Source organism: Stenotrophomonas sp. ATs4, from assembly GCF_051861585.1.
Classification (GTDB): Bacteria; Pseudomonadota; Gammaproteobacteria; order Xanthomonadales; family Xanthomonadaceae; genus Stenotrophomonas; species Stenotrophomonas maltophilia_AS.
Map to the genome: position 1 here is coordinate 38,715 of NZ_JBLYPK010000003.1, position 22,596 is coordinate 61,310.

General features: G+C 63.3%; 36 protein-coding genes. 4 read left to right on the forward strand and 32 right to left on the reverse strand.

Going from position 1 to position 22,596, the window contains the following annotated elements; all coding sequences use genetic code 11:
- Positions 1-3: 3 nt before the first annotated feature.
- The 32 genes from ABR323_RS06000 to ABR323_RS06155 all read right to left on the reverse strand — a co-directional run bounded on the left by ABR323_RS06000 (position 4) and on the right by ABR323_RS06155 (position 20,363).
- Complete coding sequence (locus ABR323_RS06000) at positions 4-615, reverse strand: hypothetical protein (RefSeq protein ID WP_439448631.1); 612 nt, start codon at positions 613-615, stop codon at positions 4-6.
- Positions 612-1,103, reverse strand: coding sequence for a hypothetical protein (locus ABR323_RS06005; protein WP_439448632.1), 492 nt, complete (start codon positions 1,101-1,103; stop codon positions 612-614). Before ABR323_RS06005 ends, ABR323_RS06000 begins: the two co-directional genes overlap by 4 nt.
- Positions 1,100-1,588, reverse strand: coding sequence for a hypothetical protein (locus ABR323_RS06010; RefSeq protein WP_439448633.1), 489 nt, complete (start codon positions 1,586-1,588; stop codon positions 1,100-1,102). Before ABR323_RS06010 ends, ABR323_RS06005 begins: the two co-directional genes overlap by 4 nt.
- Entirely contained in the window at positions 1,588-2,163 is a 576-nt protein-coding gene (locus ABR323_RS06015; RefSeq protein ID WP_439448634.1) for a hypothetical protein, read from the reverse strand. The genes ABR323_RS06010 and ABR323_RS06015 overlap by 1 nt, the downstream gene beginning before the upstream one ends.
- The gene (locus ABR323_RS06020; protein ID WP_439448635.1) at positions 2,160-3,131 is read right to left on the reverse strand and encodes a hypothetical protein; all 972 of its coding nucleotides are present in this window, start codon (positions 3,129-3,131) and stop codon (positions 2,160-2,162) included. The genes ABR323_RS06015 and ABR323_RS06020 overlap by 4 nt, the downstream gene beginning before the upstream one ends.
- Complete coding sequence (locus tag ABR323_RS06025) at positions 3,128-4,933, reverse strand: hypothetical protein (RefSeq protein ID WP_439448636.1); 1,806 nt, start codon at positions 4,931-4,933, stop codon at positions 3,128-3,130. The genes ABR323_RS06020 and ABR323_RS06025 overlap by 4 nt, the downstream gene beginning before the upstream one ends.
- A gap of 188 nt (positions 4,934-5,121) precedes the next feature.
- Positions 5,122-5,925: a hypothetical protein gene (locus tag ABR323_RS06030; RefSeq protein ID WP_439448637.1), complete on the reverse strand. Its 804-nt coding sequence runs from the start codon at positions 5,923-5,925 to the stop codon at positions 5,122-5,124.
- Positions 5,922-6,668, reverse strand: a complete 747-nt coding sequence (locus tag ABR323_RS06035; RefSeq protein ID WP_439448638.1) for a phage adaptor protein — start codon at positions 6,666-6,668, stop codon at positions 5,922-5,924. The genes ABR323_RS06030 and ABR323_RS06035 overlap by 4 nt, the downstream gene beginning before the upstream one ends.
- A 66-nt stretch (positions 6,669-6,734) precedes the next feature.
- Positions 6,735-7,265 carry a hypothetical protein gene (locus ABR323_RS06040; RefSeq protein ID WP_439448639.1) on the reverse strand — a complete coding sequence of 177 codons (531 nt, stop codon included), beginning with the start codon at positions 7,263-7,265 and terminating at the stop codon, positions 6,735-6,737.
- 48 nt (positions 7,266-7,313) lie between these two features.
- Positions 7,314-7,556, reverse strand: a complete 243-nt coding sequence (locus ABR323_RS06045) for a hypothetical protein (RefSeq protein WP_439448640.1) — start codon at positions 7,554-7,556, stop codon at positions 7,314-7,316.
- 55 nt (positions 7,557-7,611) lie between these two features.
- On the reverse strand, positions 7,612-8,697 hold the full coding sequence (locus ABR323_RS06050) for a phage major capsid protein (RefSeq protein WP_272774058.1): 1,086 nt from the start codon (positions 8,695-8,697) through the stop codon (positions 7,612-7,614).
- Positions 8,698-8,871: 174 nt separating this feature from the next.
- Entirely contained in the window at positions 8,872-10,023 is a 1,152-nt protein-coding gene (locus tag ABR323_RS06055) for a hypothetical protein (protein WP_439448641.1), read from the reverse strand.
- A 12-nt stretch (positions 10,024-10,035) separates the two neighbouring features.
- Complete coding sequence (locus tag ABR323_RS06060) at positions 10,036-12,360, reverse strand: hypothetical protein (protein WP_439448642.1); 2,325 nt, start codon at positions 12,358-12,360, stop codon at positions 10,036-10,038.
- 62 nt (positions 12,361-12,422) lie between these two features.
- The gene (locus ABR323_RS06065; protein ID WP_439448643.1) at positions 12,423-13,790 is read right to left on the reverse strand and encodes a PBSX family phage terminase large subunit; all 1,368 of its coding nucleotides are present in this window, start codon (positions 13,788-13,790) and stop codon (positions 12,423-12,425) included.
- Positions 13,787-14,245 (reverse strand): hypothetical protein, encoded by a 459-nt coding sequence (locus ABR323_RS06070; RefSeq protein WP_439448644.1) that lies wholly within the window; start codon positions 14,243-14,245, stop codon positions 13,787-13,789. The genes ABR323_RS06065 and ABR323_RS06070 overlap by 4 nt, the downstream gene beginning before the upstream one ends.
- A complete protein-coding gene (locus ABR323_RS06075) occupies positions 14,235-14,507 on the reverse strand; it encodes a hypothetical protein (RefSeq protein WP_439448645.1) in 273 nt (90 codons plus the stop codon). The genes ABR323_RS06070 and ABR323_RS06075 overlap by 11 nt, the downstream gene beginning before the upstream one ends.
- Positions 14,500-14,706 (reverse strand): hypothetical protein, encoded by a 207-nt coding sequence (locus ABR323_RS06080; protein ID WP_439448646.1) that lies wholly within the window; start codon positions 14,704-14,706, stop codon positions 14,500-14,502. The genes ABR323_RS06075 and ABR323_RS06080 overlap by 8 nt, the downstream gene beginning before the upstream one ends.
- 163 nt (positions 14,707-14,869) lie before the next feature.
- Positions 14,870-15,310 (reverse strand): hypothetical protein, encoded by a 441-nt coding sequence (locus tag ABR323_RS06085; RefSeq protein WP_439448647.1) that lies wholly within the window; start codon positions 15,308-15,310, stop codon positions 14,870-14,872.
- Positions 15,311-15,345: 35 nt separating this feature from the next.
- Positions 15,346-15,543, reverse strand: coding sequence for a hypothetical protein (locus tag ABR323_RS06090; RefSeq protein WP_439448648.1), 198 nt, complete (start codon positions 15,541-15,543; stop codon positions 15,346-15,348).
- Positions 15,540-15,707 (reverse strand): hypothetical protein, encoded by a 168-nt coding sequence (locus tag ABR323_RS06095; protein WP_439448649.1) that lies wholly within the window; start codon positions 15,705-15,707, stop codon positions 15,540-15,542. Before ABR323_RS06095 ends, ABR323_RS06090 begins: the two co-directional genes overlap by 4 nt.
- The gene (locus tag ABR323_RS06100) at positions 15,704-16,048 is read right to left on the reverse strand and encodes a RusA family crossover junction endodeoxyribonuclease (RefSeq protein WP_439448650.1); all 345 of its coding nucleotides are present in this window, start codon (positions 16,046-16,048) and stop codon (positions 15,704-15,706) included. Before ABR323_RS06100 ends, ABR323_RS06095 begins: the two co-directional genes overlap by 4 nt.
- Positions 16,045-16,326 (reverse strand): hypothetical protein, encoded by a 282-nt coding sequence (locus ABR323_RS06105; RefSeq protein ID WP_439448651.1) that lies wholly within the window; start codon positions 16,324-16,326, stop codon positions 16,045-16,047. The genes ABR323_RS06100 and ABR323_RS06105 overlap by 4 nt, the downstream gene beginning before the upstream one ends.
- A gap of 253 nt (positions 16,327-16,579) precedes the next feature.
- Positions 16,580-17,032: a hypothetical protein gene (locus ABR323_RS06110; RefSeq protein ID WP_439448652.1), complete on the reverse strand. Its 453-nt coding sequence runs from the start codon at positions 17,030-17,032 to the stop codon at positions 16,580-16,582.
- Positions 17,029-17,418 (reverse strand): DUF551 domain-containing protein, encoded by a 390-nt coding sequence (locus ABR323_RS06115; protein ID WP_439448653.1) that lies wholly within the window; start codon positions 17,416-17,418, stop codon positions 17,029-17,031. The genes ABR323_RS06110 and ABR323_RS06115 overlap by 4 nt, the downstream gene beginning before the upstream one ends.
- Positions 17,364-17,540 carry a hypothetical protein gene (locus ABR323_RS06120; RefSeq protein WP_439448654.1) on the reverse strand — a complete coding sequence of 59 codons (177 nt, stop codon included), beginning with the start codon at positions 17,538-17,540 and terminating at the stop codon, positions 17,364-17,366. Before ABR323_RS06120 ends, ABR323_RS06115 begins: the two co-directional genes overlap by 55 nt.
- Entirely contained in the window at positions 17,537-17,737 is a 201-nt protein-coding gene (locus ABR323_RS06125; RefSeq protein WP_439448655.1) for a hypothetical protein, read from the reverse strand. The genes ABR323_RS06120 and ABR323_RS06125 overlap by 4 nt, the downstream gene beginning before the upstream one ends.
- Positions 17,734-18,009, reverse strand: coding sequence for a hypothetical protein (locus ABR323_RS06130; RefSeq protein ID WP_439448656.1), 276 nt, complete (start codon positions 18,007-18,009; stop codon positions 17,734-17,736). The genes ABR323_RS06125 and ABR323_RS06130 overlap by 4 nt, the downstream gene beginning before the upstream one ends.
- Positions 17,972-18,841, reverse strand: a complete 870-nt coding sequence (locus ABR323_RS06135) for a DUF1376 domain-containing protein (protein WP_439448657.1) — start codon at positions 18,839-18,841, stop codon at positions 17,972-17,974. The genes ABR323_RS06130 and ABR323_RS06135 overlap by 38 nt, the downstream gene beginning before the upstream one ends.
- A 3-nt stretch (positions 18,842-18,844) precedes the next feature.
- A complete protein-coding gene (locus ABR323_RS06140) occupies positions 18,845-19,156 on the reverse strand; it encodes a winged helix-turn-helix domain-containing protein (RefSeq protein WP_439448658.1) in 312 nt (103 codons plus the stop codon).
- A gap of 342 nt (positions 19,157-19,498) precedes the next feature.
- Positions 19,499-19,684 (reverse strand): hypothetical protein, encoded by a 186-nt coding sequence (locus ABR323_RS06145; protein WP_019658943.1) that lies wholly within the window; start codon positions 19,682-19,684, stop codon positions 19,499-19,501.
- 241 nt (positions 19,685-19,925) lie between these two features.
- Complete coding sequence (locus ABR323_RS06150; RefSeq protein ID WP_439448659.1) at positions 19,926-20,147, reverse strand: hypothetical protein; 222 nt, start codon at positions 20,145-20,147, stop codon at positions 19,926-19,928.
- A 3-nt stretch (positions 20,148-20,150) separates the two neighbouring features.
- The gene (locus ABR323_RS06155; RefSeq protein WP_439448660.1) at positions 20,151-20,363 is read right to left on the reverse strand and encodes a transcriptional regulator; all 213 of its coding nucleotides are present in this window, start codon (positions 20,361-20,363) and stop codon (positions 20,151-20,153) included.
- 85 nt (positions 20,364-20,448) lie between these two features.
- Between ABR323_RS06155 and ABR323_RS06160 the strand changes: the two genes are divergently transcribed.
- The 4 genes from ABR323_RS06160 to ABR323_RS06175 all read left to right on the forward strand — a co-directional run bounded on the left by ABR323_RS06160 (position 20,449) and on the right by ABR323_RS06175 (position 22,587).
- The gene (locus ABR323_RS06160; protein ID WP_439448661.1) at positions 20,449-21,144 is read left to right on the forward strand and encodes a S24 family peptidase; all 696 of its coding nucleotides are present in this window, start codon (positions 20,449-20,451) and stop codon (positions 21,142-21,144) included.
- 10 nt (positions 21,145-21,154) lie between these two features.
- Complete coding sequence (locus tag ABR323_RS06165) at positions 21,155-21,676, forward strand: hypothetical protein (protein WP_439448662.1); 522 nt, start codon at positions 21,155-21,157, stop codon at positions 21,674-21,676.
- A 164-nt stretch (positions 21,677-21,840) separates the two neighbouring features.
- The gene (locus ABR323_RS06170) at positions 21,841-22,062 is read left to right on the forward strand and encodes a hypothetical protein (protein WP_439448663.1); all 222 of its coding nucleotides are present in this window, start codon (positions 21,841-21,843) and stop codon (positions 22,060-22,062) included.
- Between the two features lie 321 nt (positions 22,063-22,383).
- Entirely contained in the window at positions 22,384-22,587 is a 204-nt protein-coding gene (locus tag ABR323_RS06175; protein WP_439448664.1) for a hypothetical protein, read from the forward strand.
- Positions 22,588-22,596 lie beyond the last annotated feature (9 nt).

Below are 22,596 nucleotides of genomic sequence, written 5' to 3' on the forward strand. Positions count from 1 at the left end.
GGATCAGCCTCCGTAAGCGGCACCGCCGCCGTACAAGTTGTAGTTGGCGTCGCGGTTTGCCTGCCGACGGGCAGACTCCTCGCGCCGCTGCTTCACGAACGAACCCACGTTGGCGAACTGGTCTCCCAGCTGCTCGCCGTAGGCCTGGGCCTGGGCACTTCCGATGTTCGAACGAAGGCTCGACGCGGCCTGCGACGCAGCGCTTGTTGCATCGAGACCCGACGTGGCCAGCTGGATCAGTCGCGAACGTGCATCTTGATCTGCCGCTTCCAGCTGAGACCCGGCGCCCTGCGCGCGGTTCTCCACGTTGATGAGGCCGCGGTTGTACTCGTCGCCCAGCCGACGGTTCTGGTCAACGCTGACACTGCCGCCAGAGAGGCCGCCACGGGCCAGCGCAAACTTCAGATCACGCTGCGCGTCGGCGTTCTGGCGATCCAGATCGATCAGCGCACGGCTGCGCACAGCAGAGACGAAATCGGAGATGTCGCGCGCGCGCCGCGGGTTGTCGAAAACCGCATTGACCCTCCCCTGCGTCTCGCGGATAGCGGCCTGGCGCTCCTTCTCCATCTGTGCAGCCTGATCTGCTGCGTTACTTTGCTTCGGGGGACCGCTCATTCCGCCTCCTTCACGCGAGCGAACATCACCGCATCCACGCCGCTTGCGCAGTACCGGTGCAAGGTGGCCTCGCGCCGGTAGCCCAAGCTGCGCTCGTACCACTCAAATGTCTTCTCACGGCCGGCCATGGCGCAGAGCTGGAGCCGGTGCACGCTCGGGTCGGCCAGCATCTCGTCGTTGATCCTGCGCGTCACCTTGGTGATCGAGCGCCAGTACCGATCCCAGCCCGGCATGGTTCCAGCCTGCCACCCCTCCCAGACACCGGGCCGGATGCAGTAGAAGCCGCCACCCAGAATCGGAAGCCCGTCGGCCAGCATGACGAACTTGGGCCCAGCGACGTTCACCATCCGCAGAATCGCCGATTCAACGTCGTGCACTCCCGTGCCGTTGAATGCCATGTCCTGCGCGATTTCGTCCGGACGCATGTGACGCGCCAGATAGGCCAGATCCTCGAGTGCCACTTGGCTGGTGACCTGGAAGCTGCTCATGGGCCGTTTCCGAGGTCGAAGAAGCTCAGCGACGCCTGTGTCAGCGACCACTTCTTGCCGGGTGCGAAGTCCACGCGCAGGCTGAAGGTCGGTGCTGACAATGGGAACGGAATCACGCCGCCCGGCAGCGTGTCGGCATCGACGGTGTAAGGGTCGGTGAACGCGGCCGTATTGCGCTGGTCGTAGCCGATGCTGATGCTTGGCGTCCCCTGGCTCACGATGTCGAAACCCTCCATCATCTTGGTGACACTCGGCGTGCCGAAGTCCAGCCACGGCCACCAGACCGTGCCACCGAAGGGGATTGTCTGGCCGCCGACGTCGTCGCCCAAGGCAAAGTCGCTGACAGCGCTGATTTCGTCCCCATGCCGGATGTAGAGATCATTGCCGAGCTGGGCAAAGGCATCCACGGAGAACGGGAACAGATAGCGGCTCCATGCCCCCTGCTTGCCCGAGCGCATCGTGTAGACGAAGACGGTCGACTCCATCACGCACCCCCAAATCCGAACTGCAGCCGGCCGCCGGTGGACATGCACAGCGTGGCCAGGCCGCCGCAGGGAGGATTGGCCGTTAGCAGGTACTCGGTCAGGTAGCGGTCGCGCTGCTGCCGGTAGTACAGGGAGCCGGCGCGAAGGTAGGCCAGGATCACATCCGAGTTGGAGGTTTGGCCGCGGCGCTTGTCGTCCAGCGTCAACCGCGGGTTGACCGCCCCGAGGATGCTTGTGAACACCATGCCCGGAACCGTGCCGTCGAACCACCAGAGCCACGCCTGCCCACCCTGCGTGAAGGCAATCACCGGCTGCATGTTCTGGTCGAACGCCAGCGCAATCTCGGTGATGCCCGGGCGGATGAACGCAGGCAGCTCGCTGCCGCCATCCGGCCCCAGATACACCACGTCCTCATCCACGCGCACCCGCCACAGCTGATACTGCAGGCCAGCCGAGCTGTCATTGATCGCACGGCCGCCCATCTCGTAGTCGATGAGCGGCTGCAGCGTCGAGTTAACCCGCTCGGAGAACGGGGCCGGCTGCGGAGTGCTGGAGAGGCCGCCAGTCGGGATCATGGCGTGTAGCGACCCCAGCTCATGCGGATGGTGAAAGTGGCCTTGAACGAGGCAGTCTTGGGCAGCTTGGGAGACAGGCCCCATGCCCAGGCGCCGAAGGTGTTTGCATCGAGATTGGTCGTCCCAGAAGTGGCAAAGAAACATCCAATTCCGCCAGCGACGTTGGCATTATTGAGGTCGCAGTCAAATCGGAAGGAACGCTGATAGCTGCCGTTGGTGTACGCCAGAGCAGTGATGACTCCGGATGCGATGGGGCTCGATAGTGCACTCCCCTGAGCCGGCAGGACTGCTGCGACAGCAGGGCCATTGGAAGGATTACCCGCCACCGAGTAAGGGATGATCCCTCGCCCGAGGTATCCCGACCAGACCACGTCGTAGGACACGGGAATCAGCGGCCTTGCGGTCCAGTTGTACGTCGTACCAGAGATGTCGACCGTTCCAGTGGCATCCGTCAGTACCGGATACAGGCGAAGCTCATAGGTCACATCGAGCGTTTCGTCAGACAACACCGTGATCGTGGTCGGGCTACCACCAGAATCCAGAATCAGGGCACGGCTGAACAATGCACCCGCATTGGTCAACGAAACGCCCACCTCGGCCAGCGTCCCTGCTGCTGCACCATTTGCGAACCGAAGGGTCCGACGCCGCCAGGCATAAAATGCCCCCGAACGATCAACGCCGTTGGTAAGGGCCTGCTCGCTGGACGTGACCGCGACCTGAGAAACCAGCGCCGTATCGGTGACGGCGGGAACCGTGTTCCCTGACCCGACCCGGCAGAAAGTGAACACGTCAGTGGATCCAGTGGTCCCGAGCAGATCCAGGCCGGCGTTGGTGATCAGGTTCGGGAACCAGTCGGCAGCGATGCGGCGGCTGCCGGGGATCTCCTGGCCACCCTCGTCCGCGCGGAACGCTTCGATCTTGAACCAGCCGGCGAAACCGCTGCTGGCGTTGAGAGAATTGCTGCTCATGTGAGCGTGCCTCCTACGACACTGGAAGACAGCCCGATGCCCTCGGGCGCCATGTTGGAAACGATCAGCTTCTGGAGCAGCGTGCCGGCCACTACTGCGCTGGAAAGGCTCATGGATTCGGCCGGGATCACATAGCTACGGAGGATATTTCGCAGCGTCGCAGCTTCAACGGCGGAGGCCAGCGAAACCCTGTCGTCCAGCGCGTAGGTCTGCAGGATGGGGCGCAGCGTGCCGGCAGTAGCCACCGACGACAGCGCAAAGGCATCGGCGGGGACGGTGTACTCGTGGTAGACATCACGGAACGTCGCCGCTTCCACCACTGAAGCCAGGGAAATTGAATCCGCCGGTATCTCCACCGGGTACAGGCGCGTGGTCAGGTACTTGAAGAAGCCATCCGCACCAGTGCGGGTCTCGACCTTCTCCGCCACGTCGCCGAGCGAATCCGTGGCGCGAACCGTCCACTCAGCATCGCCACCGCGCGCCATCTCGCCGGTGACGTGGCCACTCGCGTCCATGGCCAGGCCATCGGGCAGCTCTCCAGCGGAGATCTCCACGCTGTAGGGCGGCAGTCCACCGGCGATCACATAGCTGTAGTCGACCGTGTCTCCACATGCGGCTTTGGGCAGCGCCCCATAGACACCCAGCACCGGCGGGGGATAGTTCGGGAACGCCAGCAGGTACTGGCCGGCGCCCGGGTAATAGGTCGCCAAGGGCGGCGTATTGTTGCGGTCCGCATACAGCATGGCCTGCTGCACCAGAATGTCGATTGGTGCGCCGATGTCCCCGGCTGCCAGGTTCTCGGCAGCGTTGGCGATGCCCACCGAGCGAACGCCCTGCTGGGAGAGGTAGATCAGATCGTTGGCCACCGGAGCGGCGGCCTTCTGCCAGATCGAGCCGATGCCATCCATCTGGTCGAGGATGGCCATCGATGCAGGATCTGGATCCACCTGCCAGTTCTGGAAGCTACTGGCATTCATCGGGACAAGGTTGGAGCGGTACTGCTGCAGCACCGCCACATCGTTGGAGTTTGCCTGCTGCAGGCCGGTGGGCAAGTAGCCGGCGTCATCGGCCGTCGACCAGTCCAGTGGGTTTGCCGTGGCGCTGTAGCGCACGATGTCCTTGTCCGCCGCAAACACCTTGCTGGCAACGATAGCCACAACCTTGGACTGCGGGCACTTCTCGTCAGTCACCCGACGCGACACCGCGCGCCAGTTGATGGTCCCGTCCTTCACCATGGCCCCAACATCGATGGGCCACACCGGCTCAGTGCTTCCGCTGACGTACCGCGGCGCCGCGGTCCAGGTCACGCGGCTGGTAGTGACGGCCTCCCAGATCACTTCGTTGTCGATGACCTGCTGGCCCAGCACGCCGGGCCACGCCGGCTCGCTGCTCCCGGATGTCCCGGATCCGGTCTGAACGGCCTTGTAGACCAAGCCCTCCGGAAGCCCGGCCGTTGCGCCACTGACCGCCAAGTTGTCGCCCCAGATCGGGGCGTTGTGGTCGGCGACTGAGGTCAGGTGGATGGCGGCCTTGGCGTAGGCCGCCGATGCAGGCGCTGTGCTGATCACCTTGGACTGATGCCAAGCACCGCCAGAGCCGCTGTCTACTACGTTGCCCTTGTCGGTCTGCAACAGCGTGTTGAGCGAGTCGAACCAGCGGACCTCAGTCCACCCAGCAGTCTTGCCGGCCGACGATGCACCCTGGTTGATCATCGAGGTGGCAGTCAGCTGCCCCCCCACCGGCACAACCAGCGTCGTGTTATTGATGCCCAGGCCTTCAGGCCTATTGCCAGGAAGGATCATGGACGGACCACCGCCGCCGTATCCGCCGGATGGGCTGTAGGCCCCATCACCACTGAAGGTCCACCCGGTATTTCCAGCGGAGAAGTCGCCGTTTACCACCTGCGGGTTGTTCGGCGGTGGCTGGGTGATCGGCTGGACCAAATCTCCAGGCAGATACAGTGTGCCGGGCTGCCAAACAGGAGCTGCCATTATTGGATCTCCTGATTGTTCAGGTTTCGCCACGGGCTATTGCCGCCACTGCTTCCGTAACGATCAGTCACGTCTGGCGGCAGCTGACCGCCAGACCCTTCGCTCGGAATCGGCGCGGGGTTGGCAACATCGCTGTCTTCGAACACCGTGGCGCCCGGCGAAGTCGGCCATGACGGCTCAGTAGCGCCGGAGCGCGGCGCCGGCCCGAATACGTCGGTGACCGTGTAGTAGTAGCCGTTGTCGACGGTCGGAACCACCTTGTCGCCAGCGGCGCGCGCGACGTTCCGCACCCACACCTGGAACTGCTCGGTGCCGCTGTCCAGCTGGTAGGCGATGCCATTTGGCGTGGTCGGTGTGACCAGCGCGCCCGGCATGTAGATCTTGCCGGGGGCCCACACGGTGCCCCGCTGCAGCCAGTAATGGAAAACGTCCCCATTGACGAACTCGGGCACCACGTACAGGTAGCCGAGGAATGGCCCCGCAAAGTGGATTTCCTTGATCGGCAGGTCCGGCGTGTTTGGGTGCTTCAGCACCTCGCACTCCACCGCCGGCGCACTGGCCGTGATGGTCTGCGGCTCATGGCTGAAAACGATCAGCTTGCCGTCATAGGCGCACAGCCCCTTCGTGGCGCCAGTCGGGAGCGTGTTCTTGTTCTTGGTGCCAGGCCGAGACCGCGGTACGCCGTCCTGATCAACATAGCCGTTCACCAGGTCGTAGAGCGTGTTGGGGTCCGCGCCGCCCTTCGTCCTGAGTCGGTTGATGCCGCCCTTGGAGGCGTTGAGGGTGACGATGCGTCCGGTCATGGGAACGGCACCTCGGGCCGAGGCGGCACATACACGCCCTCACCCACCGGTGGCCCCGGGATATACCGCGCTGTCGCATGCGTGCCGGCCACAAGGTTGGCGATCATCACCTCCAGCTGCTGGATATAGGCCTGTGCATCTGCCTGTCGGTAATGCGCCTTGCCATTGGCCAGCGCCAGCAAGAACACGATTTCGCTGTCGATGGTGGTCTTGTCCGCATCCTCGGTGAACCGGTTGAGGTCGAACTTACCCTTGATCACCAGATTGCCCAGCGTCTCGTCCGGCGCCGGCGAGATCTCGATGCAGTTGCGGAACTCGTAGCGCTGCGGGAGGCCTGTCAGCTCGCTTGTCGTGTAGCTGCGCGGGTTGATGCCCTGGTGCATCTCGGACCAGACGCCATCGCGCTCGCGACCGACCCAGGTCACCTTGCGTGGATCGAGCGTCGCCGGGCACGACTGCGGCGCGTTCTTCTCATCGTTGTCCGGGTAGTCGTACAGGCGCTGGCCGGCCACCAGAGGCCATGAAAACCAGCGCTCGTTGCGGAACTCACCGGTGGGGCGGCGGAACAGCGCCACCTGCGCGCTCTGCAGGAAGTCGTTGAGCAGCTCCTTCATGCCAGGCGGCGGGTTGTTCGCCTGTGCGGCGAAGCCAAGCCGGACCATCAGCCGTTTGCGCAGCGCTGCCAGCGTGGCATTGCCATCGGTACTGGAACAGGCGCACTGGATGCCGTCGGTGATGCTCATGGGAGCCCTCTTGTGGAGACGGGCCGGGTTTCCCCAGCCCGTCGGGTTACAGCGTGGTACTGGCTATCAGCCGCCCAGGGTGCCGGCGCCGGCCTCGGCCTTCTTGGCCTCATCCAGGAGCGCCTGCAGGTCGACCTTCGAGGCGTTGCCCCTGAACGGGATGCCGCGCGATGTCAGCTCAGCCTTCAGCTCCGCAGCGTTCAGTTCAGCGTCGCCGCCAGTGTTGGCCTCGGCCTTCTGCCCCGGACGTTCCGGGCGACGGCTGTTGATGACCGCTTCCGACGGACGGACGTAGGTATCTCGGCCGAGATCCATTTCCAGTTCACGCGCGATGTCGTTGGCGCCACGCGGGAATGCCATGTCGATGGCCGGCTGGAACCGCTCGCCGTACTTGCTGCGCAGGCGCTGGAACTCGCCTTCGGCGTTGTCTGGCAGCTCCAGTGCATGGAAGTCTGCGTCCACGACCTTCACGTTCTCGCGTCCATGGATTGCTTCGAGAATCGGGACTTCGTGCTTGAACACTTCGGCCGCAATGGTGGTTTCCATGCCGCGCTTTACAGCGACCAGCTGGACGGTGGCGATGATGCTGTTGCTCATGTTTCCTCCAGGAGTGGAGATGGCGACCATCGCTGGCCGCCATCTTGGTCAGTCGCCCAGGGCGTAGACGGTGCCGGCGGCCGAAAGCTTGATGTACGGAGGCAGGTTGGCCACATTGGTGAAGCTCAGCGTGGTCAGCGTCGCCAGCGTGGTGTAGGTGCCTGCGAGCGTGTCCGATCCCTGCAGGGTGGCGTCAGCGCCTGCCAGGTTGGCGAACACGGCGCTGCCGCCGCGAAGGAACGGGCTGTTGCCGATCTTGAAAGCGGTGTTCGTGATGGCTTGGGACTTCATGGATGACTCCTTGAATGCCGAATAAGGCCCCGGCCGAAACCGGGGCGCTAGTGGATCAGGCGATGGACAGGACGGCGTGCGCGTTGCGCTTGCTGACGGTCAGGCCGTACTTGTTGGTCTGCGCGTAGTAGGTGACGTAGCGGTCCGGCAGCTTCTCCGGCTTGCGCTTCTTCATCCAGTTGCCCTTCACCGGACGGAACTTCAGGAAGTTCTCGTTGATGAAGTAGCAGCGCTTGGTCCACGGGTAGGTGATCGTGCCCAGCTTGGCGTCCAGCAGTTCGAAGGTCGGATCCCAGACCAGCTCGATGCCCTTGAAGAACACGCCGCTGATGGACGCATCCAGACCGGTGCCGCCCTTCGGCCCGATGATGATCTGGCGGTTGACCTCCAGCTTTGCCTCCTTGCGGTAGGCATCGATGAAGGCCTGGCCGCAGCGGATCGCGGTCGGCAGACCGCCGCCGTAGCGCATGCAGGCCTCCCACATCTTCTCCATCTCGGCCACCAGCGATCCGGAGGCGATTGCCATGTCGGCGTTGTTCCGCCACCAGGTTGCAGTCGACGCATCCCAGCCGCCCACAACGTCGGCGGTGCCCGGCACGGTGTTGATGATGTGGTCCAGACCCGGGACGGCCTTGGAACTCTGGGTGCCGTTCTGCAGGGTTTCGAGCGCCAGGCCCTCCTGGATCGAGGCCTTGACGGCGTAGTAGCTGGTCTTCATCAGGTTGACCAGCTGCTCCTTCTCGCTCGAAGTCGGAACAGCCACGCCCTCGTCATCGATCTGGATGCCGTTGGCGATCAGGCGGTCTTCATCGAACCAGAAGCCCTCGTGGTTGCTGTAGTACTGGAACTTGGCGAAGCGGTTCGGGTCACGCTCGTTGTAGGTGACCTGGTCGGCGCCCTGGTAGTTCTGGTAGTTGCTGTCGTTGGAGATGTACAGCTTCTCGTTGAAGATGCCGTTGCCGAAAACGGACTCTTCTTTGCCCTTGACCAGCAGGTCCAGGGTGCGGTGCGCCACGTTGATCTGGTCAACGGGCTCGTTCTTGGCGTAGGTCTCCAACGTGTAGTTGGTGCCGATCAGGAGCTGAGCCTGGGTAAAGGCCATGGTGATGTCCTCGAAGGGGAATGGGTTGTCGCTTTCCATCCACGTTCGAGGGGGGCGAGGCCTCCTACTGCCCTACCGGGCGCGACTCCGGCGTACTGCATGCGTGGCGCGGTTGTCAGCCGCAGGGCCAGATTGCCCGTGCTGCGGAATGCGTCAACGGACACAAGAAACCCCGCCGAAGCGGGGTCTTTCCATGGCAGAGCTTGGCTCTGCTCAGCCTCCGTTGGCCTTCTGGATGCCGTAGTCCAGTGCAGCCAGCGGATCATCGAATGCGACCGGATCCATTGCAGGACGAGGGCCGCCCGGACGCATCGGGCCGGGGCGCGGCTGGGCCGGAGCCGCGGGCGCTGCCGGAGCTGCCGCTGCCACCGGTGCCTGGATGCGCGCATAGGCCAGGGCGGTGCGCTGTGCCCATTCGCTCGGGTGGAATTGCTCGCGGATCTGACGAACAGCCTCACTCAGCTGCGGCCGCTTCACTGCGTAGCCTGGGTCTTCCTGTGCCATCTCGACGTCGAAACGCTTCAGCCAGTCGATGCCCTTCTGCTCGGCCTGTTCCGCAGCCTGCTGGCTCTCGGTCCGCTGCCGCTCGACACCGCCCGCGTAAGCTGTGCGATCGCGCTGGCCAGCAATCTCGATGGCGCGGGCGCGCGGAAGGTCGCCGGCCTCGACCTCGGAACGCAGGTCCGAATGCGCTGCCAACGGGTCATGTACGCCCGGGACTTCCTTGCCGAGGATCTTCGCCAGAGCTGCCACCTCACCCGACAGCATGGTGTAGGCCTTTTCGGCCTCGGCCATGTCGCCCTGCCCCGCCTTGCTGATCATCGCCAGGTAGTCCAGCGCCATGCCGTACTGCTCGGAGCTGGCGCCGGTCTCCATGACCATCTGGACCATGTCCTCGCCCACCTTCGAGCGCTGGACCAGCTCTGGCAGACGTGCCACATCCTCGATGCCGGCAGCCTTCATTGCCTCGCGCAGCGGCGCCAGCTCCTTGATCTCGGAGGCCATGCCGCGGAACCGCTCGGCGGACTTCTCCTTCAGGCCAAGCGCAGTGATCTCCGCCTCGGTGTCGGCATCGGGCTGCTGCTCACCCTCAGCGGCAGCAGGCGGCTGGCCATCGGCCGGAGGTGCACCTTCCTGCGGTTGCGCCGGGGGATGTCCGTCAGCTGGAGGAGTAGTGCCAGGATCATCCGCCGGCGGCGTGGCTGCATCAGCCAGGGGAGCTTCGACTGGCGCAGTCTCGGCGGCAGGCGCGGCTTCAGCATCAGCAGCGGCGATGCCGGCATCCAGCGCCGCCATCACGTCGGCCGGCTGATCGGTCGGGGTGGTATCCGGCGCAGTGGCCGGGGTGTCTGCATCAACGTTCATCAATTACTCCGATCAGGCTGGTTCAAGGGGATCGGCGGCAGGAGAGCCACCGGGAGGTGCAGGCGGAACCGGCGGCTGCTGGCCGGCATTGCCACCTTGGGGCGGCGGCGCACTGCCCGGCACTGCCTGTGCAGGCATGGCCGGCTGTGTGCCGTCGTTCTGTGGGATGAGCTGGTCGATGTCGAAGCGTTCGCCGCTGCGTTCGGCCGTTAGGCGCATCAGCTGTTCCATCGAGTCGGCGATGGCGTCGGGCGAAGCGCCGCGCAGCTGGCCGATCTGGGCCACGCCGGCCTGCAGCAGCGGCAGAAGGTTCGCCCACGACTGGCGCTCCATCGCGGTGTTTGGCTTGCCCGACGAGCCAGCGCGGATCTCGATGCGCATGAACTCGGCCAGGTCATCCGGGCCCTGATACGGCGGCCAGAAGGCGGTCGGTCCTGCGACGAAGCGCACGTCCTCGTCGGTCATGTACACGCGGGCAATCTGGCAGGTGTACTCGGCCAGCTCGCTCAGGCGCATTTCCATGCTGTCGCGCCGGCTACTGCTGCGCGCCTGGAATCCCTGCTGCTGGATGTCGGCCTCGGTGGCAGTCTTGGCCGTGTTGATCGACCCGGACAATGCCTCCTGGACGCCCCAGATGCGCTCCAGCGCCGCCTCGATCTTGCTGCGGTCGTAGGCGGCCATGTCCATCTGCGGATAGGCGATCGGGACCAGCAGTGCACGGAGGTCAGCCTGCGGTGAGGTCGCCTTGATTGGAACAAGCTCGCCGGTCTTCGCCTTGGTGATCTTCGTCGCCTCCTCCTCCTCCATGGCACCTGCGTGGAATGCCATCTTCGGGATGATGCGGCGGCGATGCTCAGTCTCAGCCGACAGGCTGCGGTTGTACTCGTCCGTCAGCTTGATCGAGCGACTGACCAGGCTCTGCGGGTGGCGCTGGCCGTCCACTTCGGAGGTAGGGAACACGAAATACGGGTAGAACCGGGTCGTGGCCGGCGGGTTGAAGCCCGGCTTCACCCAATACGGAACACCCGTGATCATGGTCAGGACGGTGTTGCTCTCTGCGTCCCAGATCTCGACCAGGCGCACGTAGCAGCCGGCGGTGGTGTCAGCGTTGGTGGTGAACTCGTCAGCGTCCTCCGCCGTGGCACTACCGGCCGCGACATTGACGCTCTCGTTCTTCCCCATGCATGGCTTGCGTGGCGCGTACCTTGCGGCCTTGCACATGATGCTGGCGGCGTCGCCCTTGGGGTCGTACTGCGCCAGATACGGGCCGAACTCGGCCAGCGCATCGTCGTAGCGCATGTAGGAGATCTCGGCGTTCCACGGCGCGTCGACGTGGTTGGAGATCGTGAAGCCCGGCGCCACCTGGAAGTTCTCGCCGGCCACGTTGTCGATCACGTAGCCGCGGGCAACAACCCGCTCGGCTCCGCTCTGGATTGTGGCCATCTGGCGCTCCAGCTCGGCGACGGTCGCATCCTGATCGTTGCCGACCATGCCCTTGACCGCGTCCCAGGCGCGCGCGCCATAGCCGGCGGTGCCGTCGGCCAGCTCCTGCTGCAGCGCCTTGGCGCGGGCAATGTTCTGCTGCAGGTCGTTGATGGCCGTCTGCGTCTCGGGCGAGATCTCGGTCCGCTCCTGCCATGACGCCTTCAACACGCCGATGCCGATTGTCAGCGACGACCGCACCCACGGCCGACCGCGGCGCTTCAGCTGCGCGTCTTTCCACATCTGGGTGCCGACCGCTTCCATGGTCTCGGCAAACTGCTTCATCTCGCGCGAGCGCTTGGCGTACTGCTTGCGCAGCTTCAGCACTTCGTCGGAGACCAGCTTGTCCACCGCACCGGTGGCTAGGAAGCCCTCCTGCGCCTGCATGCTCTGCGCCAGTGCCTGCTGCTGGGGCACGCCATCAGCCGTCAGCTGCGTGGCCACCTGCCGGCCGACCTCCATCGCATCCTGCTCAGCCTGCTGCTGCAACCCCGTCATCAACTGCTCGTCTGACTCCACAATGTCGCGGAGCTGCTCGGGCGTTGGCATGCGGTGCGCCGGACCCGGGGATACATCGAAGTCTGGATTGCGGGCGTAGAGGAACGCTTCCAGGTTGTCGATGTTGGTCCCGATGATGTTGGCGTCGACCAGGAATCCTGAATCGCCACGAGCTTGGCGCCGGTCCTTCGCATACTGCAGCCGGGCCTCCTCGTCGTACTTCCGTGCTTCATCGAACCGGGCCGACCAGCGCTTCACATCCGCCTGGATGCGGCTCAGCTGCTTGGCGCGCGACGGATCAGGATCAGCGGCGGCTGCGATCCCGGTTTCGAGTGCTGCGATGGGTTGGTCTGCCATGGTCGGGCCGGTGTTCGAACTGACCCCACGGTGCCCGAGCTGCTGGAAGCATCAACGGAGCATCAGCTGTAGTAGCGGGCGGTCTTCTCGTCGTCGTCGCGGTCGGCAGCGTCGCGCTGCTTGAACCATGGATCGGTGAACGGTGCTGGCGGCGCTGGCTTGGCCTCGGGCGGGAGGCTGCCGTCAGCCATGAGGTCAATGCCTCGGCCGAACAGGCTGCACACGTCCACCATGTCGTCGCGGCGGCCGTCCTCACCAGTGAAGGCACACAGCTGGTCGATCAGCCTGTCGCCCCACTCGGTGTTCGGGATATGCACTGAGCCGGTGGCAGCACGGGCAGCGAAGCCCAGAGCGCGGTCTGCCTTGCTGCCTGCGCTGGCCAGGGGCACGCGGTGCACGAACGTCTGTGTGGCCTTGGCTGCCCGGCGGATGGCGCCGTCGGTGGTCCGCAGGATGACGCCCATCTCCTCGAAGGCCATCACCGGCTTGTTGCGCCGCCCCATCTGCATCAGGGCAGCGATCCACACCGACGGGTCTTCCTGCCCACTCCACCAGTCGAGGAACCACATATCGCCTACGTGGTCGAGGCCGGCACAGCCATGCTCGGTCCAGTCGGGATCGGCCTCGGGGTCGTCCGGGTCGGGCGCGCCGGCATAGTCGCTCGACAGGTACTTGCGTAGGCCCTTCGGCTCGTCGCCCAGGTTGAAGCGCTTGAACCAGTGCCGCTTGAACAGGATGCCGGCCTTAGCCCGGGGCTGGCCACCGAAGATGTGGTCGTGCAAGTCCTGCGAGACAGCCAGCGTCTTCAGCCGCTCCGTCTCCATCGGCTGGTTCCACCACGGGTTATCCAGCCAGTTGATCTGGATGACGATCGCGTCCGGGTCGTTGCCCAGCACCCAGCGCTTATAGGCGTAGTCGTCCTGCTGGTCCGGGTTGAAGGTGACCCATATCTCGGCGCCGGTCGTGCGGACGATGGTCGGAATCAGCTTGTTCCAGCTGTTGGTCGAGACGTTCGCCGCCTCCTCCACCCACACGATGGTCGCTCCCTCGAACGACTTGATGCTGTCGGCCGTGTGGTCCTGCAGGCCCGTGAAGCTGAACGTGGAACCGGTCAGGATGCAGGTGATCTGGTCCTCGCCCTGCTTGTTGATCTTGAAGTAGGCCGAGAGGCCCATGCGGTTGATGTAGTCCTCAATTACCCGCTTGGAGGACTGAGCGATCGACTTCTGGATCTCGCGCACGCACAGGATGCGGTGCTTGGCCTGCATCGACAGCATGACCAGGATCTGCGCCACAGTGTGCGACTTCGCCGAGCCGCGGCCGCCGTACAGCACCTTGAACTGCTTGGGCTTCAGCACCGGCAGCAGCTTGGCCGGGATGTGCACCGGGGTGTGCGGTGCCAGTGGGTTCGGCGTGGCCGCCACGGTCACTCGCCCTGCTTGGCGGGAGTCACGCCCATCACGTAGAACGGCGGCGGCGCCGGCAGCTTCTCGCCGTCAGCATCGGCATGCTGGACCTTGTCGCCCCACTTCTTGGGCGAGCGCCTAGCCATCTGCCACTTCAGGACGTCGATCATCACCCGCTTCTGGTCCGGCGGGATTCCCTGGTCGAAGGCAATCTCCCGCATGCGCTCGGCATCCAGCTCGTCGCCCTGTTCGCGCGCGCGGGCGTACATCTCCCGGAACTCTTGCCGCTCAGCCAGCCACCGATAGGCCGTGGCCTCAGATGGCATGCCGGGCTGCTTCAGGGCATCGCGAAGGGTTTTGTGCTCAGCGATGTAGGCGCAGATCTCTGCTGCCAGCTTGGCGCTATAGGTGCTTGGCCGCCCACCAGCCGACTTACCCGGCTTCTTGGCAGTGCTGGCCCTGGGCTGCTTACCGGCCATCACACGGCTCCACGACCAGGATCAGCAGGCTCAGCACCTTGAGGCGCCCCTTGCTGGCGAGGACCCTCCACTGCTGGAGACTCTTGCGCACTCCTTGCGGGCGCGAAGCCATGGACGCATGCAGCATCGCCAGCTGGGGTGGCGTGACCATGACGAAGGCCGGGGCCGCGCCATGCGCCTTGCGGTAGTTTTCGATCAGGCTCTGCAGAACCACATGCGTGAACTGCGTGGTGAAGCCTGGGATCGGGGGCGCCTTATCCATTGCCCACCTCCGCCTGCAGCCGAACCTGCCCCTGCCGGGTGATGCCGAATCGCTCGCCCTGCTTCTGCGCGTAGCCGTGGCTCACCAGCGAGTCCAGCAGCGAGTCGCCGCCGCGGTGATGGTCCCGCCACTCCTGACGGGTCAGGCTGAACTGGCCGGCCAAGTGCTGCAGGCCCTGCGTGATCGGGTCCAGGCTCACGGCAGGGCCTCCTCGGTCCCACGGGCGATGAGTGACGCGGCTCCGGGCTGCACCCCTTCCCCGCCGCCGCAACGCGGCAACCCGCTCCCTCGGCGCTGGCTGTTACCCACCTGCCAGCTGGGGCTACCGATATGTCCCTCGGTAGACGGGCGCATGTACCCGGTCATGCAGCCAGCTCCGGTGCGCCAAACAAGTCGAGCTGCACGGGCATGGGCCGCTTCCGTAGCGCCGGCGTGGCGATGCCCAGGTGCTCCAGAATGTCCTCCAGCACGTTTGCTGCGGCCTCGGCGGTCACACGGGGGAAGCTGTACTTGCCCACCAACCACGGCCAGTACGGAGACTTCTCGCCCTTGCGGGCCATCTCCACGGCCACCGGCTTGTCCTCGGCCAGGACGAACGCCTGCGAGGTCTCCGGGTTGATCAGTAGGTAGCTGGCTACCGTGCATCCGCGTTGGTTCTCTGCGATTCGTGGAAGGATGGCGTTCAGGGCATCTGCCGGGTTGGTCGGGTCGACCACGCAGACCACGCGCGGCTTCCAGACCTGCCGGAACGGAACACCCTCAGTTGTACCGGTGCGGCGCGGAGCTTCAACGGATGCGGCCATGTTTCGACCTCCGGTGCGGGGTTGGGATACCTGGCTCATGGGCGTGCCTTCCTGCGGTTGATCTCGCGGCGCATCAGCTGCGCTTCGGTCTTGAACGCGCGGGCCTCGTGCAGCACCTCGCGCACGTCGTAGCCCTGCCGGTGTAGGCTGAAGATCTCGTCGGCCAGCGCGTGGTCGAGCCGCGCGACCACCTCCAGTTCTGGGGTTGTGTATTGACTGAAGATTGGAGTCATTCGCTTTCTACCGGCTGCAGGGCCAATGGCCATACCTGCCGACCATCGAGATCCTCAACCCTCAGCGTCCCAGGATTGCATTCAGCATTTGCCACGGCGTCGGCGTCATCCTTAAGTGCGACCGGATAGAAGCCCTCTGCCCTTCGGAACACATAGAACTTCATGCAGCCTCCAGCGTGATTACTAGGCGCGGATTGGCCTTGTCCAACCCTGCCCGCCTGATGGACAGCTCTACGATCTGGCTGTCGTCGTCGTAGATCCCTGCATGGCATAGGGCGTCTAACGGGGCCTTGAGCAAGTTGTCGACATCGCGGCGCCGGTTGTCCGGCAGCCATGCGTCGATGCTGACCCGGACCTTTGCCGACCCGAACCGATCACCAGTGACAGCCGCAGCTACTGCCTCCTGCCGGTAGGTCCGACCATCTGCGGAGATCAGCATCCGGCCACGGAATGTGCGCCAGTAGCGGTTCACTGACGGCGGCCACGGGAGGATGACGAGGCTCATGCCGCCACTCCAAGACCCAGTCGGCGCAGAGTCACGTTGAGAGCGGCCAGCTCATCCATCTTCATGATGGCCCACATGCGCTTCTGTCCGTGGATCCCGTTAAAGCTGCCCTGGTGGCAGTCCTTGCACAGGGCTACGGTGGTGTAGTGCTGGCCTTGGTTGATGTGGTGGGCGTCGGATGGGCGCGGGGCATCGCAGACCGAGCAAGGCAGATCCTTGACCGCCTGCAGGTGCGCGCGCTCGGCGGCAGTGAATGCCTTCGCGTTTTTGGTCCTCATCGGCGGCGCTCCCAACGGTATCGGGGCTTCTTCGCCACGAAAACTGGCTGTGGCTCGCTTAACGGCCACTCAAAGTAGTAGCCCTCTGAAACCTTCAGCCACTTCCCATCGCCGCAGGCCTCACGATCGATCCTGACAATCGCACGAAGCCTGTCCTTCGCTATATCAGCGCATCGCGCATGAACCACCCACCGCATCTCAATCGATGGCATGTGGAAGACTGCTGGCGGCGGACTTAAGAACGGCCAAATCATCACGCTGCCCTCTGCTGTTTGGAGGTCGGCTCTGGGAACTGCAGCCAGACGCCATGCTTGTGGTAGTGGGCCTGCACGGCCTCCAGGTACTGCGAAAGCTGCGGGGTCTTCATCAGCGATGTGACCGGGAAGAACGCCATCAGCGCGATCTTGTCCTCGTAGCCCATCGGCTTGACCACGCGGTCGTACATGGCGCGGAAGTCGTCTTCCTCGGCGCGCAGGATTGGCACTCCGAAGTGCAACTTGCAGAACGATTTCACGCCGAGCGCGGTGTCCTCTCGAAGCTCTCGGGCAACCTGCTCGTACCAGACGTGGCTGATTGCGTTCTGGTCGTGGCTGCGGGGCTTCCCGTCATCGATGGTCATGGTCACGTAGCGTCGAGCCGCGTATGCCCCGCGTAGCTCGCCGATGGCGTCCTGCAGGGCGCGGTCGCTGTTGACGGTCATCTTCATCCCTCCGCCTCCGGCGCTGCGGGCATGGGCATCCAATGTGATGGGCCTTGATACGCCTGAGAATTTGACCACTTGCCCCTGATGAACCGGCTGATAGTCCAGTTCCTGTGCTTCCGCTCCGGATTCCATTCCTCCCATATCAGGACCCACGTCCCATCCTTCGGCGCCGACTCAATCGGCTGCCACTGCGGGGCGCGGGTGAAGTGGACGGCGCGCTCATTGGGCCGTGCCAGTTCCGGGCCAGTCTCCGAATACCCAACTACATTCGTCCCTTGGTCGAGGAACACCCACATTTCCTGAGGGCCATCTTCGCCGATCCATTTTTGCTCGCTCATTTCCGCTTCCCCTTGATCTGCTCGTCCCGCTCGTCGTACCCAGCCAGCCATTCCCGGCGCATCTCCGCCCCGTCCTCGCCCATGGCGTAGAGGGGTGGCCTCCGGTCCTTGTGTGCGTCGCGCATCCACCGGCCAGTCTGGCGGGCGCGCTCCAGTTCGTAGGCGGCGATCACGCAGCTCTCCTTTCAGACAGCTGCAGGACGCCAGGACGGCGAAACTCCTGCGCTCGGGCGTACAGGACGCGGCTACGTGCGATCAGCGCCGCCGCAGCCTGCGCCGGGATCTGCATGGCCGCGCCAATCTCGTTGGCGTTGCAGCCCTCGCAGTACAGGCGGAACACGTCTACGTCGGAAAGGTTCAGGCGGGTCATTTCGGTATCCCCAGCACCTTCGCCAGCTCGGCGAAGCGCTTCTTCATCGCGGGTGAATCAGGGTCGGCCGGAAGCGGCTGCTTCGTCAGTGCAAGCTGCTCTCGCGGCGGGATTACTTCGAAGAAGTCAGCCGGAGCGGGCCACTGCCGGCGCGTCTGACTTAGCTTCACGAACGCCTTGCGGAAGCGCGGGGCGTCAAACTCTTGCTCCCAAACCTTGTCATCGGTCAGCGCATCAACCCACATAGCGGCGGTCCCTTGGATCATGTCCATCGCCGGGGTCCGATCCAGGCCCAAGCAAAGCAACCGGCTCAGGCCATCCAGAATCTCGCTGTGGATCCATTCGTTGTGCATTGGGTTTCAGGCTCTGAAGGAGTTCGACGCCAGCTCGTGTCTTGCTGGGCTGTTGGGCACTGGGAGGAACCGATTGAGGCCCTCCCCGTTCGTTTGGTTTGAGCCACTCGGCTTGCAGCCCCTGAGATCCACGAGCGCACCAGACCTGCAGAAACTGGGTCAGCGTGAGGTTGGCTTTGTGGGCTTCACGGCGCGCCTGATCGAGCACCGTCTCGGTTACCGGAGCTTTCTTCGCTCTGCGCAGGGCGAGCCAGTCGCCCCATGTCTGCGGATCAACGTCATCCGGGCAATCGGGGGCGGCAGCGCGCTTGCGCGCCTTATCTACTGAACGAAGTGAAGTAGATATATTGGTGTCTGGTGTCTGGAGAGCATTGCCTTCGCTATGCGTTCGCATTGCGTTCGCATTGCGTTCGCTATCCGATGGCATTGCGTCCTTGTTCCAGCGAGCAGCAGCGCTGGCTCGTGCCTTGTCCTGCTTGGCCTGATAGCGCTCAATCTCTTCATCGGCGCGCTTGTTGTGCCAACCATCGGGGTGCAGGCTGAAGAATTCTTCCAGCACTGCCTGGACCGCCTCCAGCTCTTCCTGAGAGCGAGCGCCGGCCAGTCGGGCAACCTGCTTCACATCGGCAGGCAGCGCCTCTTCCTGCAGGTAGTACCGCCGCAGGAGGCGGCTGTAGATGGCGTCCTCGATCAGCGACAGATGAGCCGTCGCCGCTGCGTAGTCACCGATGTGATGCTCAAAATAATTCATGGCTCAGGCGGCCTTCGGACCTTCGTCACTGCTGATCGGGAACCAAGTGCAACCGCTGCGGCCGTTGCTGGCCGAACACTTGCGGACCATGCCGCGCAGAATGAGGCCCTGCTTTTCCAGTTCGGGCAGGCGACGGGCCAACATGAAGCGATCCAGCCCGGTGGCACGGGCCAGTTCCAGGCTGGTGAGGCCCGGATACTTGCTTACCGCCGAAGCGGCCTGCGAGTGCTGCACAGCCTGAGCGCCAGACGACACCATGTGCGCTGCGGCTTCGTGGCTGCTGCTGGGATCGGTGTAGCGAGCTGGATGGTTCATGTGGATTCCTCAGCCCTTGATCGGGCGGGCGTGGAGCGGGATGACTCGTTCGGCGCGTTGTCTGTCTGATTCCTGCTGCAACCAGCCGGGGGAGAAGTTGCGCAAGGGGTGAAGTGGTTTCTTCTTAGGGGTCGCGGTCGTCACGATTGAGGCCCTTAATCGGTACTACTGAGGCCTCTCGGGCCGGGAGGCGGTAACGCCGTTCAATCTCAGCGCCCGCCGCATGTCTCAGTGCCTGTTCCAGCGGAAGCCCCAATGCTTCCGCGTACTTCTCAAGCCTTCGGCGCTCATCGCGCGACAGCTGTATTTCCATAGGCCCTCCCCGGGGACTTGTATGGACCTTCAGGCGGCATCGCGGTCGGAGCTACGCTGTTCGAGAGAAGCAATCCCAGCCAGGACCAGTTCCCGCACGAACACTGCGGGCTGACGACCGTTGAAGTTGGCGAGAGCCTCGATCACTGCCTTTTCGGAGTCGTTGAAACGGACCTTGATCGGGTTGTCGCGGAGGTGTGTGGGGTCTGCGTACATAGATGGAGCCTTGTCAGTGAGAGAGATTTCAGAAAGCTGCGGTCAATCCGACCGCTTAGCGCCCAATCGAGGGGCGCAACCACGCGGCCTGACCTGCAGGCCCGCGCGCTTGAATGCGATGCCAACCGCTTGGCGGGTTACCCCGTACTCGTCGGCTATTTGCTGGAGGGTCTTGCCGTCCTGGTACTGTCGGTACGCAACTGCGACGCACGCAGTGATTCGAGGCGACGATTTGGCGGGCTCATGCTGGAGCATGGGTAACTCCCGAATTGCCGAGGATGATCTCAGCCCGTGCGCGCAGGACGCTGCCGCGTTCCCTGGGGTTGCGCTCTCTGTCGTCTCGTCCGTTGAGCCAGCCATGCTTGAAGGCTGGAGACTGCCGCTTGTGACAATCAGGAAGGTCGATGGAGCTAGAGGCATACCCAGTCAAGTAGCCATTGACCATCTCGGCCTCGGCGCTCATGACTCAAGCCACCTTCCGGGCAGCAGCCCGCTTCTTGGGGGCCGGGCCGAATACGTCTGGCCGGAGGTCATGGCGAGAGACGCCGGTGTCCTCTTCAATCGCCAAGACGTATTCCGCTGGCACCCTTTTCCACTGGCTCACAGCCTGAGAGGAAACACCGCACACCCGTCCGATATGGGCGGGACCACCAAGCGCTTTGAGGGAAATGTTCTTCATGGGTAAGCACAGTAAGCTCCTCTTACCTTACGTGTCAAGCCACGCTTACGTAGAAACGCGTAAGGCGTTCTTACACAATGCCGGGATGAAAAGCTCCCTCTGGCAACGCATCAAGCTGGCCCGCACAACAGCGGGGATGACTCAAGAACAGGTCGGCACAAAGCTAGGAATCAGCCGTGCTGCTGTAGCTCAATGGGAAGCCATCCAAGAAGACAAGCGGACTACTCCGTCTAGGGACAATCTGAAGGACTTTTCCAGGGTCACTGGCGCCCCACTGGGGTGGCTCTATGACGACGACTCAGACCTTTTGATCCCTTCTTCACATTCAGTCTCAGAAGTCTCAGAGATTGAGAGTGGAGAGGGGTATGTTCGCGTCCGTCAACTTGACGCGGAGGCTGGCATGGGAAGCGAGATTGAAAACGTGGACGCCCCTGAAGTGATACGGGCGATTGACTTTGAATCTAGCTACATCCGTAGCATCGTGGGCTACATGCCTCCGCCTGGTCGGCTGTGCCTGATCGCCGGGCGCGGCGACTCCATGATGCCTCTCATCCAGCCTGGCGATACGGTTGTCGTGGACACTGGAGTAACGTCCTTCGACGGGGACGGCGTCTACCTGATCAACATGGGCAACGGCCATCAGATCAAGCGACTGCTCGATAGGGGTGTGATCCATGTTGCGAGTGAGAACCCCAGCTATGGGGCTCCCTTCCCTATCCCCGATGGGACCTTGATCGGCGGGAAGGTGTACTTGCGCAATCGGATCGATAGGTTCAACTGAGGGAGCTGATATGGAAATCAAGGAAATCCAAGAAACATGGTGGCACCGATTGATAGCAGTGGTTTTGGGCTGGTTCTGGCTGCTCGCTTCATTGGCAGCCGCTTACTTTGCATGGGCCGTTTCTGAGAAGACTGTGTATTCGTACAGCTGGCGGCTTCCATACGCTGCTACTGGTCACGAGACCACATGCGAGCCTTCGATCTACTACTCCATCAACGAATCTAGCTTCTTCTGCGGGGAATTCAGGGATGCCAGAAGCGCGGTTGATGACATGGTGAGCATCGGATACATCACCCAGTCTGAGCAAATCCCCACGCCGCGCACTCCGGTAAGCGATGCTAGAGTTCTGGAGGCGGTTTCAAAGCAGCACCCCATTAAGACATCCTGGGAACAGCGAATAAGTTGGCCCGAAATGCGGAAGAACGGAGGATACGCGCTGTTATTTAGCATTGTCCTCTGGCTACTGATCGCATTCCTGCAGAAGATCATCTTCTACATAGCCTACGGCGCGAGGCATAGGATCATCAGATAGTGTGCAAAGGCCCTTCGGGGCCTTTTTTATGAACGAAATCAGGATCGTTCATAATTCGCTTACGTAAAAACGTAAGTTTTGCTTGACTCGATGGTAAGCCGAGCTTACCTTATCTCCAACGCCCCACGACACCCAACACCGGGACCAGGGGCTAGGAGACGAAGATGAACATCGCAACCGCCACTCAGCTGATCGCCGACTACCTCGCCGCCAACCTGATCGGCGCCGATGTTGCCCAGGAAGCCAATGCAGCCGTCCGTCAGCCGACCGCCTACGGCGATGAACTGAACGACTCCAACCGTGGCCGCCTGCTCTCGCTGGCCTACGGTATCCGCACCTCGTCGCCGGTGAACTTCGCCCCGGCCTACACCGTGCTGGAGAACTGAGCCATGACCGAAAGGCACACACCGGGCCCGTGGGGTTTCGGAAATACCAACTTCGATGACCGAATTCTGATTCTCGGAGACGGCGGGGCAGGGAAATACGTCTGTTCCGTTCAGATCCACCAGGTGCCGCGCTCTATGGGAGCCCACCAAGAGGGAGAGAGGAGGGCGAATGCCAGCCTGATCAAGGCGGCCCCGATGCTTCTGAGGACCCTGCAGATGGTCGAGTGTGTCTATCGGAAGAACTGCGTGACCGAAGGTGAGCCAAGCAGCGTACTTGCAGAGATGCAAGCGGTTATCGCTCAGGCCACAGGAGAGGGTTGAATGGACAAGACCTTTGAAGTTGAGCTGATCAGGGCATCGGAAGGAGCCGACGAGCAATCCGTCGTAACCATCGAGCGCCGAGACAACGAGGTTTGGCTGTCTTCGGCAAGCGGTCTGCTGACCCTGATGATCGCCGTCCTCCCCTCCGAAGCCGTGACCATAGGCGAGCAGCTGATCGCTGCTGGTAAGGCGGGTGAGGTATGAGTCGGGCCA

Excerpts from the sequence above, each read along its gene's own strand:
- ABR323_RS06090 (WP_439448648.1), bottom strand. The coding sequence starts at position 15,543 with ATGACTCCAATCTTCAGTCAATACACAACCCCAGAACTGGAGGTGGTC.
- ABR323_RS06150 (WP_439448659.1), bottom strand. The coding sequence starts at position 20,147 with ATGAGCGCCGAGGCCGAGATGGTCAATGGCTACTTGACTGGGTATGCC.
- ABR323_RS06100 (WP_439448650.1), bottom strand. The coding sequence starts at position 16,048 with ATGAGCCTCGTCATCCTCCCGTGGCCGCCGTCAGTGAACCGCTACTGG.
- ABR323_RS06030 (WP_439448637.1), bottom strand. The coding sequence starts at position 5,925 with ATGACCGGACGCATCGTCACCCTCAACGCCTCCAAGGGCGGCATCAAC.
- ABR323_RS06060 (WP_439448642.1), bottom strand. The coding sequence starts at position 12,360 with ATGGCAGACCAACCCATCGCAGCACTCGAAACCGGGATCGCAGCCGCC.
- ABR323_RS06095 (WP_439448649.1), bottom strand. The coding sequence starts at position 15,707 with ATGAAGTTCTATGTGTTCCGAAGGGCAGAGGGCTTCTATCCGGTCGCA.
- ABR323_RS06010 (WP_439448633.1), bottom strand. The coding sequence starts at position 1,588 with ATGGAGTCGACCGTCTTCGTCTACACGATGCGCTCGGGCAAGCAGGGG.
- ABR323_RS06075 (WP_439448645.1), bottom strand. The coding sequence starts at position 14,507 with ATGGATAAGGCGCCCCCGATCCCAGGCTTCACCACGCAGTTCACGCAT.
- ABR323_RS06140 (WP_439448658.1), bottom strand. The coding sequence starts at position 19,156 with ATGAACCATCCAGCTCGCTACACCGATCCCAGCAGCAGCCACGAAGCC.
- ABR323_RS06025 (WP_439448636.1), bottom strand. The coding sequence starts at position 4,933 with ATGATCCTTCCTGGCAATAGGCCTGAAGGCCTGGGCATCAATAACACG.
- ABR323_RS06115 (WP_439448653.1), bottom strand. The coding sequence starts at position 17,418 with ATGGCTGGCTGGGTACGACGAGCGGGACGAGCAGATCAAGGGGAAGCG.
- ABR323_RS06170 (WP_439448663.1), top strand. The coding sequence starts at position 21,841 with ATGAACATCGCAACCGCCACTCAGCTGATCGCCGACTACCTCGCCGCC.
- ABR323_RS06085 (WP_439448647.1), bottom strand. The coding sequence starts at position 15,310 with ATGGCCGCATCCGTTGAAGCTCCGCGCCGCACCGGTACAACTGAGGGT.
- ABR323_RS06125 (WP_439448655.1), bottom strand. The coding sequence starts at position 17,737 with ATGACCCGCCTGAACCTTTCCGACGTAGACGTGTTCCGCCTGTACTGC.
- ABR323_RS06070 (WP_439448644.1), bottom strand. The coding sequence starts at position 14,245 with ATGGCCGGTAAGCAGCCCAGGGCCAGCACTGCCAAGAAGCCGGGTAAG.
- ABR323_RS06035 (WP_439448638.1), bottom strand. The coding sequence starts at position 6,668 with ATGAGCATCACCGACGGCATCCAGTGCGCCTGTTCCAGTACCGATGGC.
- ABR323_RS06005 (WP_439448632.1), bottom strand. The coding sequence starts at position 1,103 with ATGAGCAGCTTCCAGGTCACCAGCCAAGTGGCACTCGAGGATCTGGCC.
- ABR323_RS06135 (WP_439448657.1), bottom strand. The coding sequence starts at position 18,841 with ATGAATTATTTTGAGCATCACATCGGTGACTACGCAGCGGCGACGGCT.
- ABR323_RS06050 (WP_272774058.1), bottom strand. The coding sequence starts at position 8,697 with ATGGAAAGCGACAACCCATTCCCCTTCGAGGACATCACCATGGCCTTT.
- ABR323_RS06110 (WP_439448652.1), bottom strand. The coding sequence starts at position 17,032 with ATGAAGATGACCGTCAACAGCGACCGCGCCCTGCAGGACGCCATCGGC.
- ABR323_RS06000 (WP_439448631.1), bottom strand. The coding sequence starts at position 615 with ATGAGCGGTCCCCCGAAGCAAAGTAACGCAGCAGATCAGGCTGCACAG.
- ABR323_RS06155 (WP_439448660.1), bottom strand. The coding sequence starts at position 20,363 with ATGAAGAACATTTCCCTCAAAGCGCTTGGTGGTCCCGCCCATATCGGA.
- ABR323_RS06015 (WP_439448634.1), bottom strand. The coding sequence starts at position 2,163 with ATGATCCCGACTGGCGGCCTCTCCAGCACTCCGCAGCCGGCCCCGTTC.
- ABR323_RS06165 (WP_439448662.1), top strand. The coding sequence starts at position 21,155 with ATGGAAATCAAGGAAATCCAAGAAACATGGTGGCACCGATTGATAGCA.
- ABR323_RS06175 (WP_439448664.1), top strand. The coding sequence starts at position 22,384 with ATGGACAAGACCTTTGAAGTTGAGCTGATCAGGGCATCGGAAGGAGCC.
- ABR323_RS06045 (WP_439448640.1), bottom strand. The coding sequence starts at position 7,556 with ATGAAGTCCCAAGCCATCACGAACACCGCTTTCAAGATCGGCAACAGC.
- ABR323_RS06055 (WP_439448641.1), bottom strand. The coding sequence starts at position 10,023 with ATGAACGTTGATGCAGACACCCCGGCCACTGCGCCGGATACCACCCCG.
- ABR323_RS06105 (WP_439448651.1), bottom strand. The coding sequence starts at position 16,326 with ATGAGGACCAAAAACGCGAAGGCATTCACTGCCGCCGAGCGCGCGCAC.
- ABR323_RS06040 (WP_439448639.1), bottom strand. The coding sequence starts at position 7,265 with ATGAGCAACAGCATCATCGCCACCGTCCAGCTGGTCGCTGTAAAGCGC.
- ABR323_RS06160 (WP_439448661.1), top strand. The coding sequence starts at position 20,449 with ATGAAAAGCTCCCTCTGGCAACGCATCAAGCTGGCCCGCACAACAGCG.
- ABR323_RS06020 (WP_439448635.1), bottom strand. The coding sequence starts at position 3,131 with ATGAGCAGCAATTCTCTCAACGCCAGCAGCGGTTTCGCCGGCTGGTTC.
- ABR323_RS06145 (WP_019658943.1), bottom strand. The coding sequence starts at position 19,684 with ATGTACGCAGACCCCACACACCTCCGCGACAACCCGATCAAGGTCCGT.
- ABR323_RS06130 (WP_439448656.1), bottom strand. The coding sequence starts at position 18,009 with ATGGACATGATCCAAGGGACCGCCGCTATGTGGGTTGATGCGCTGACC.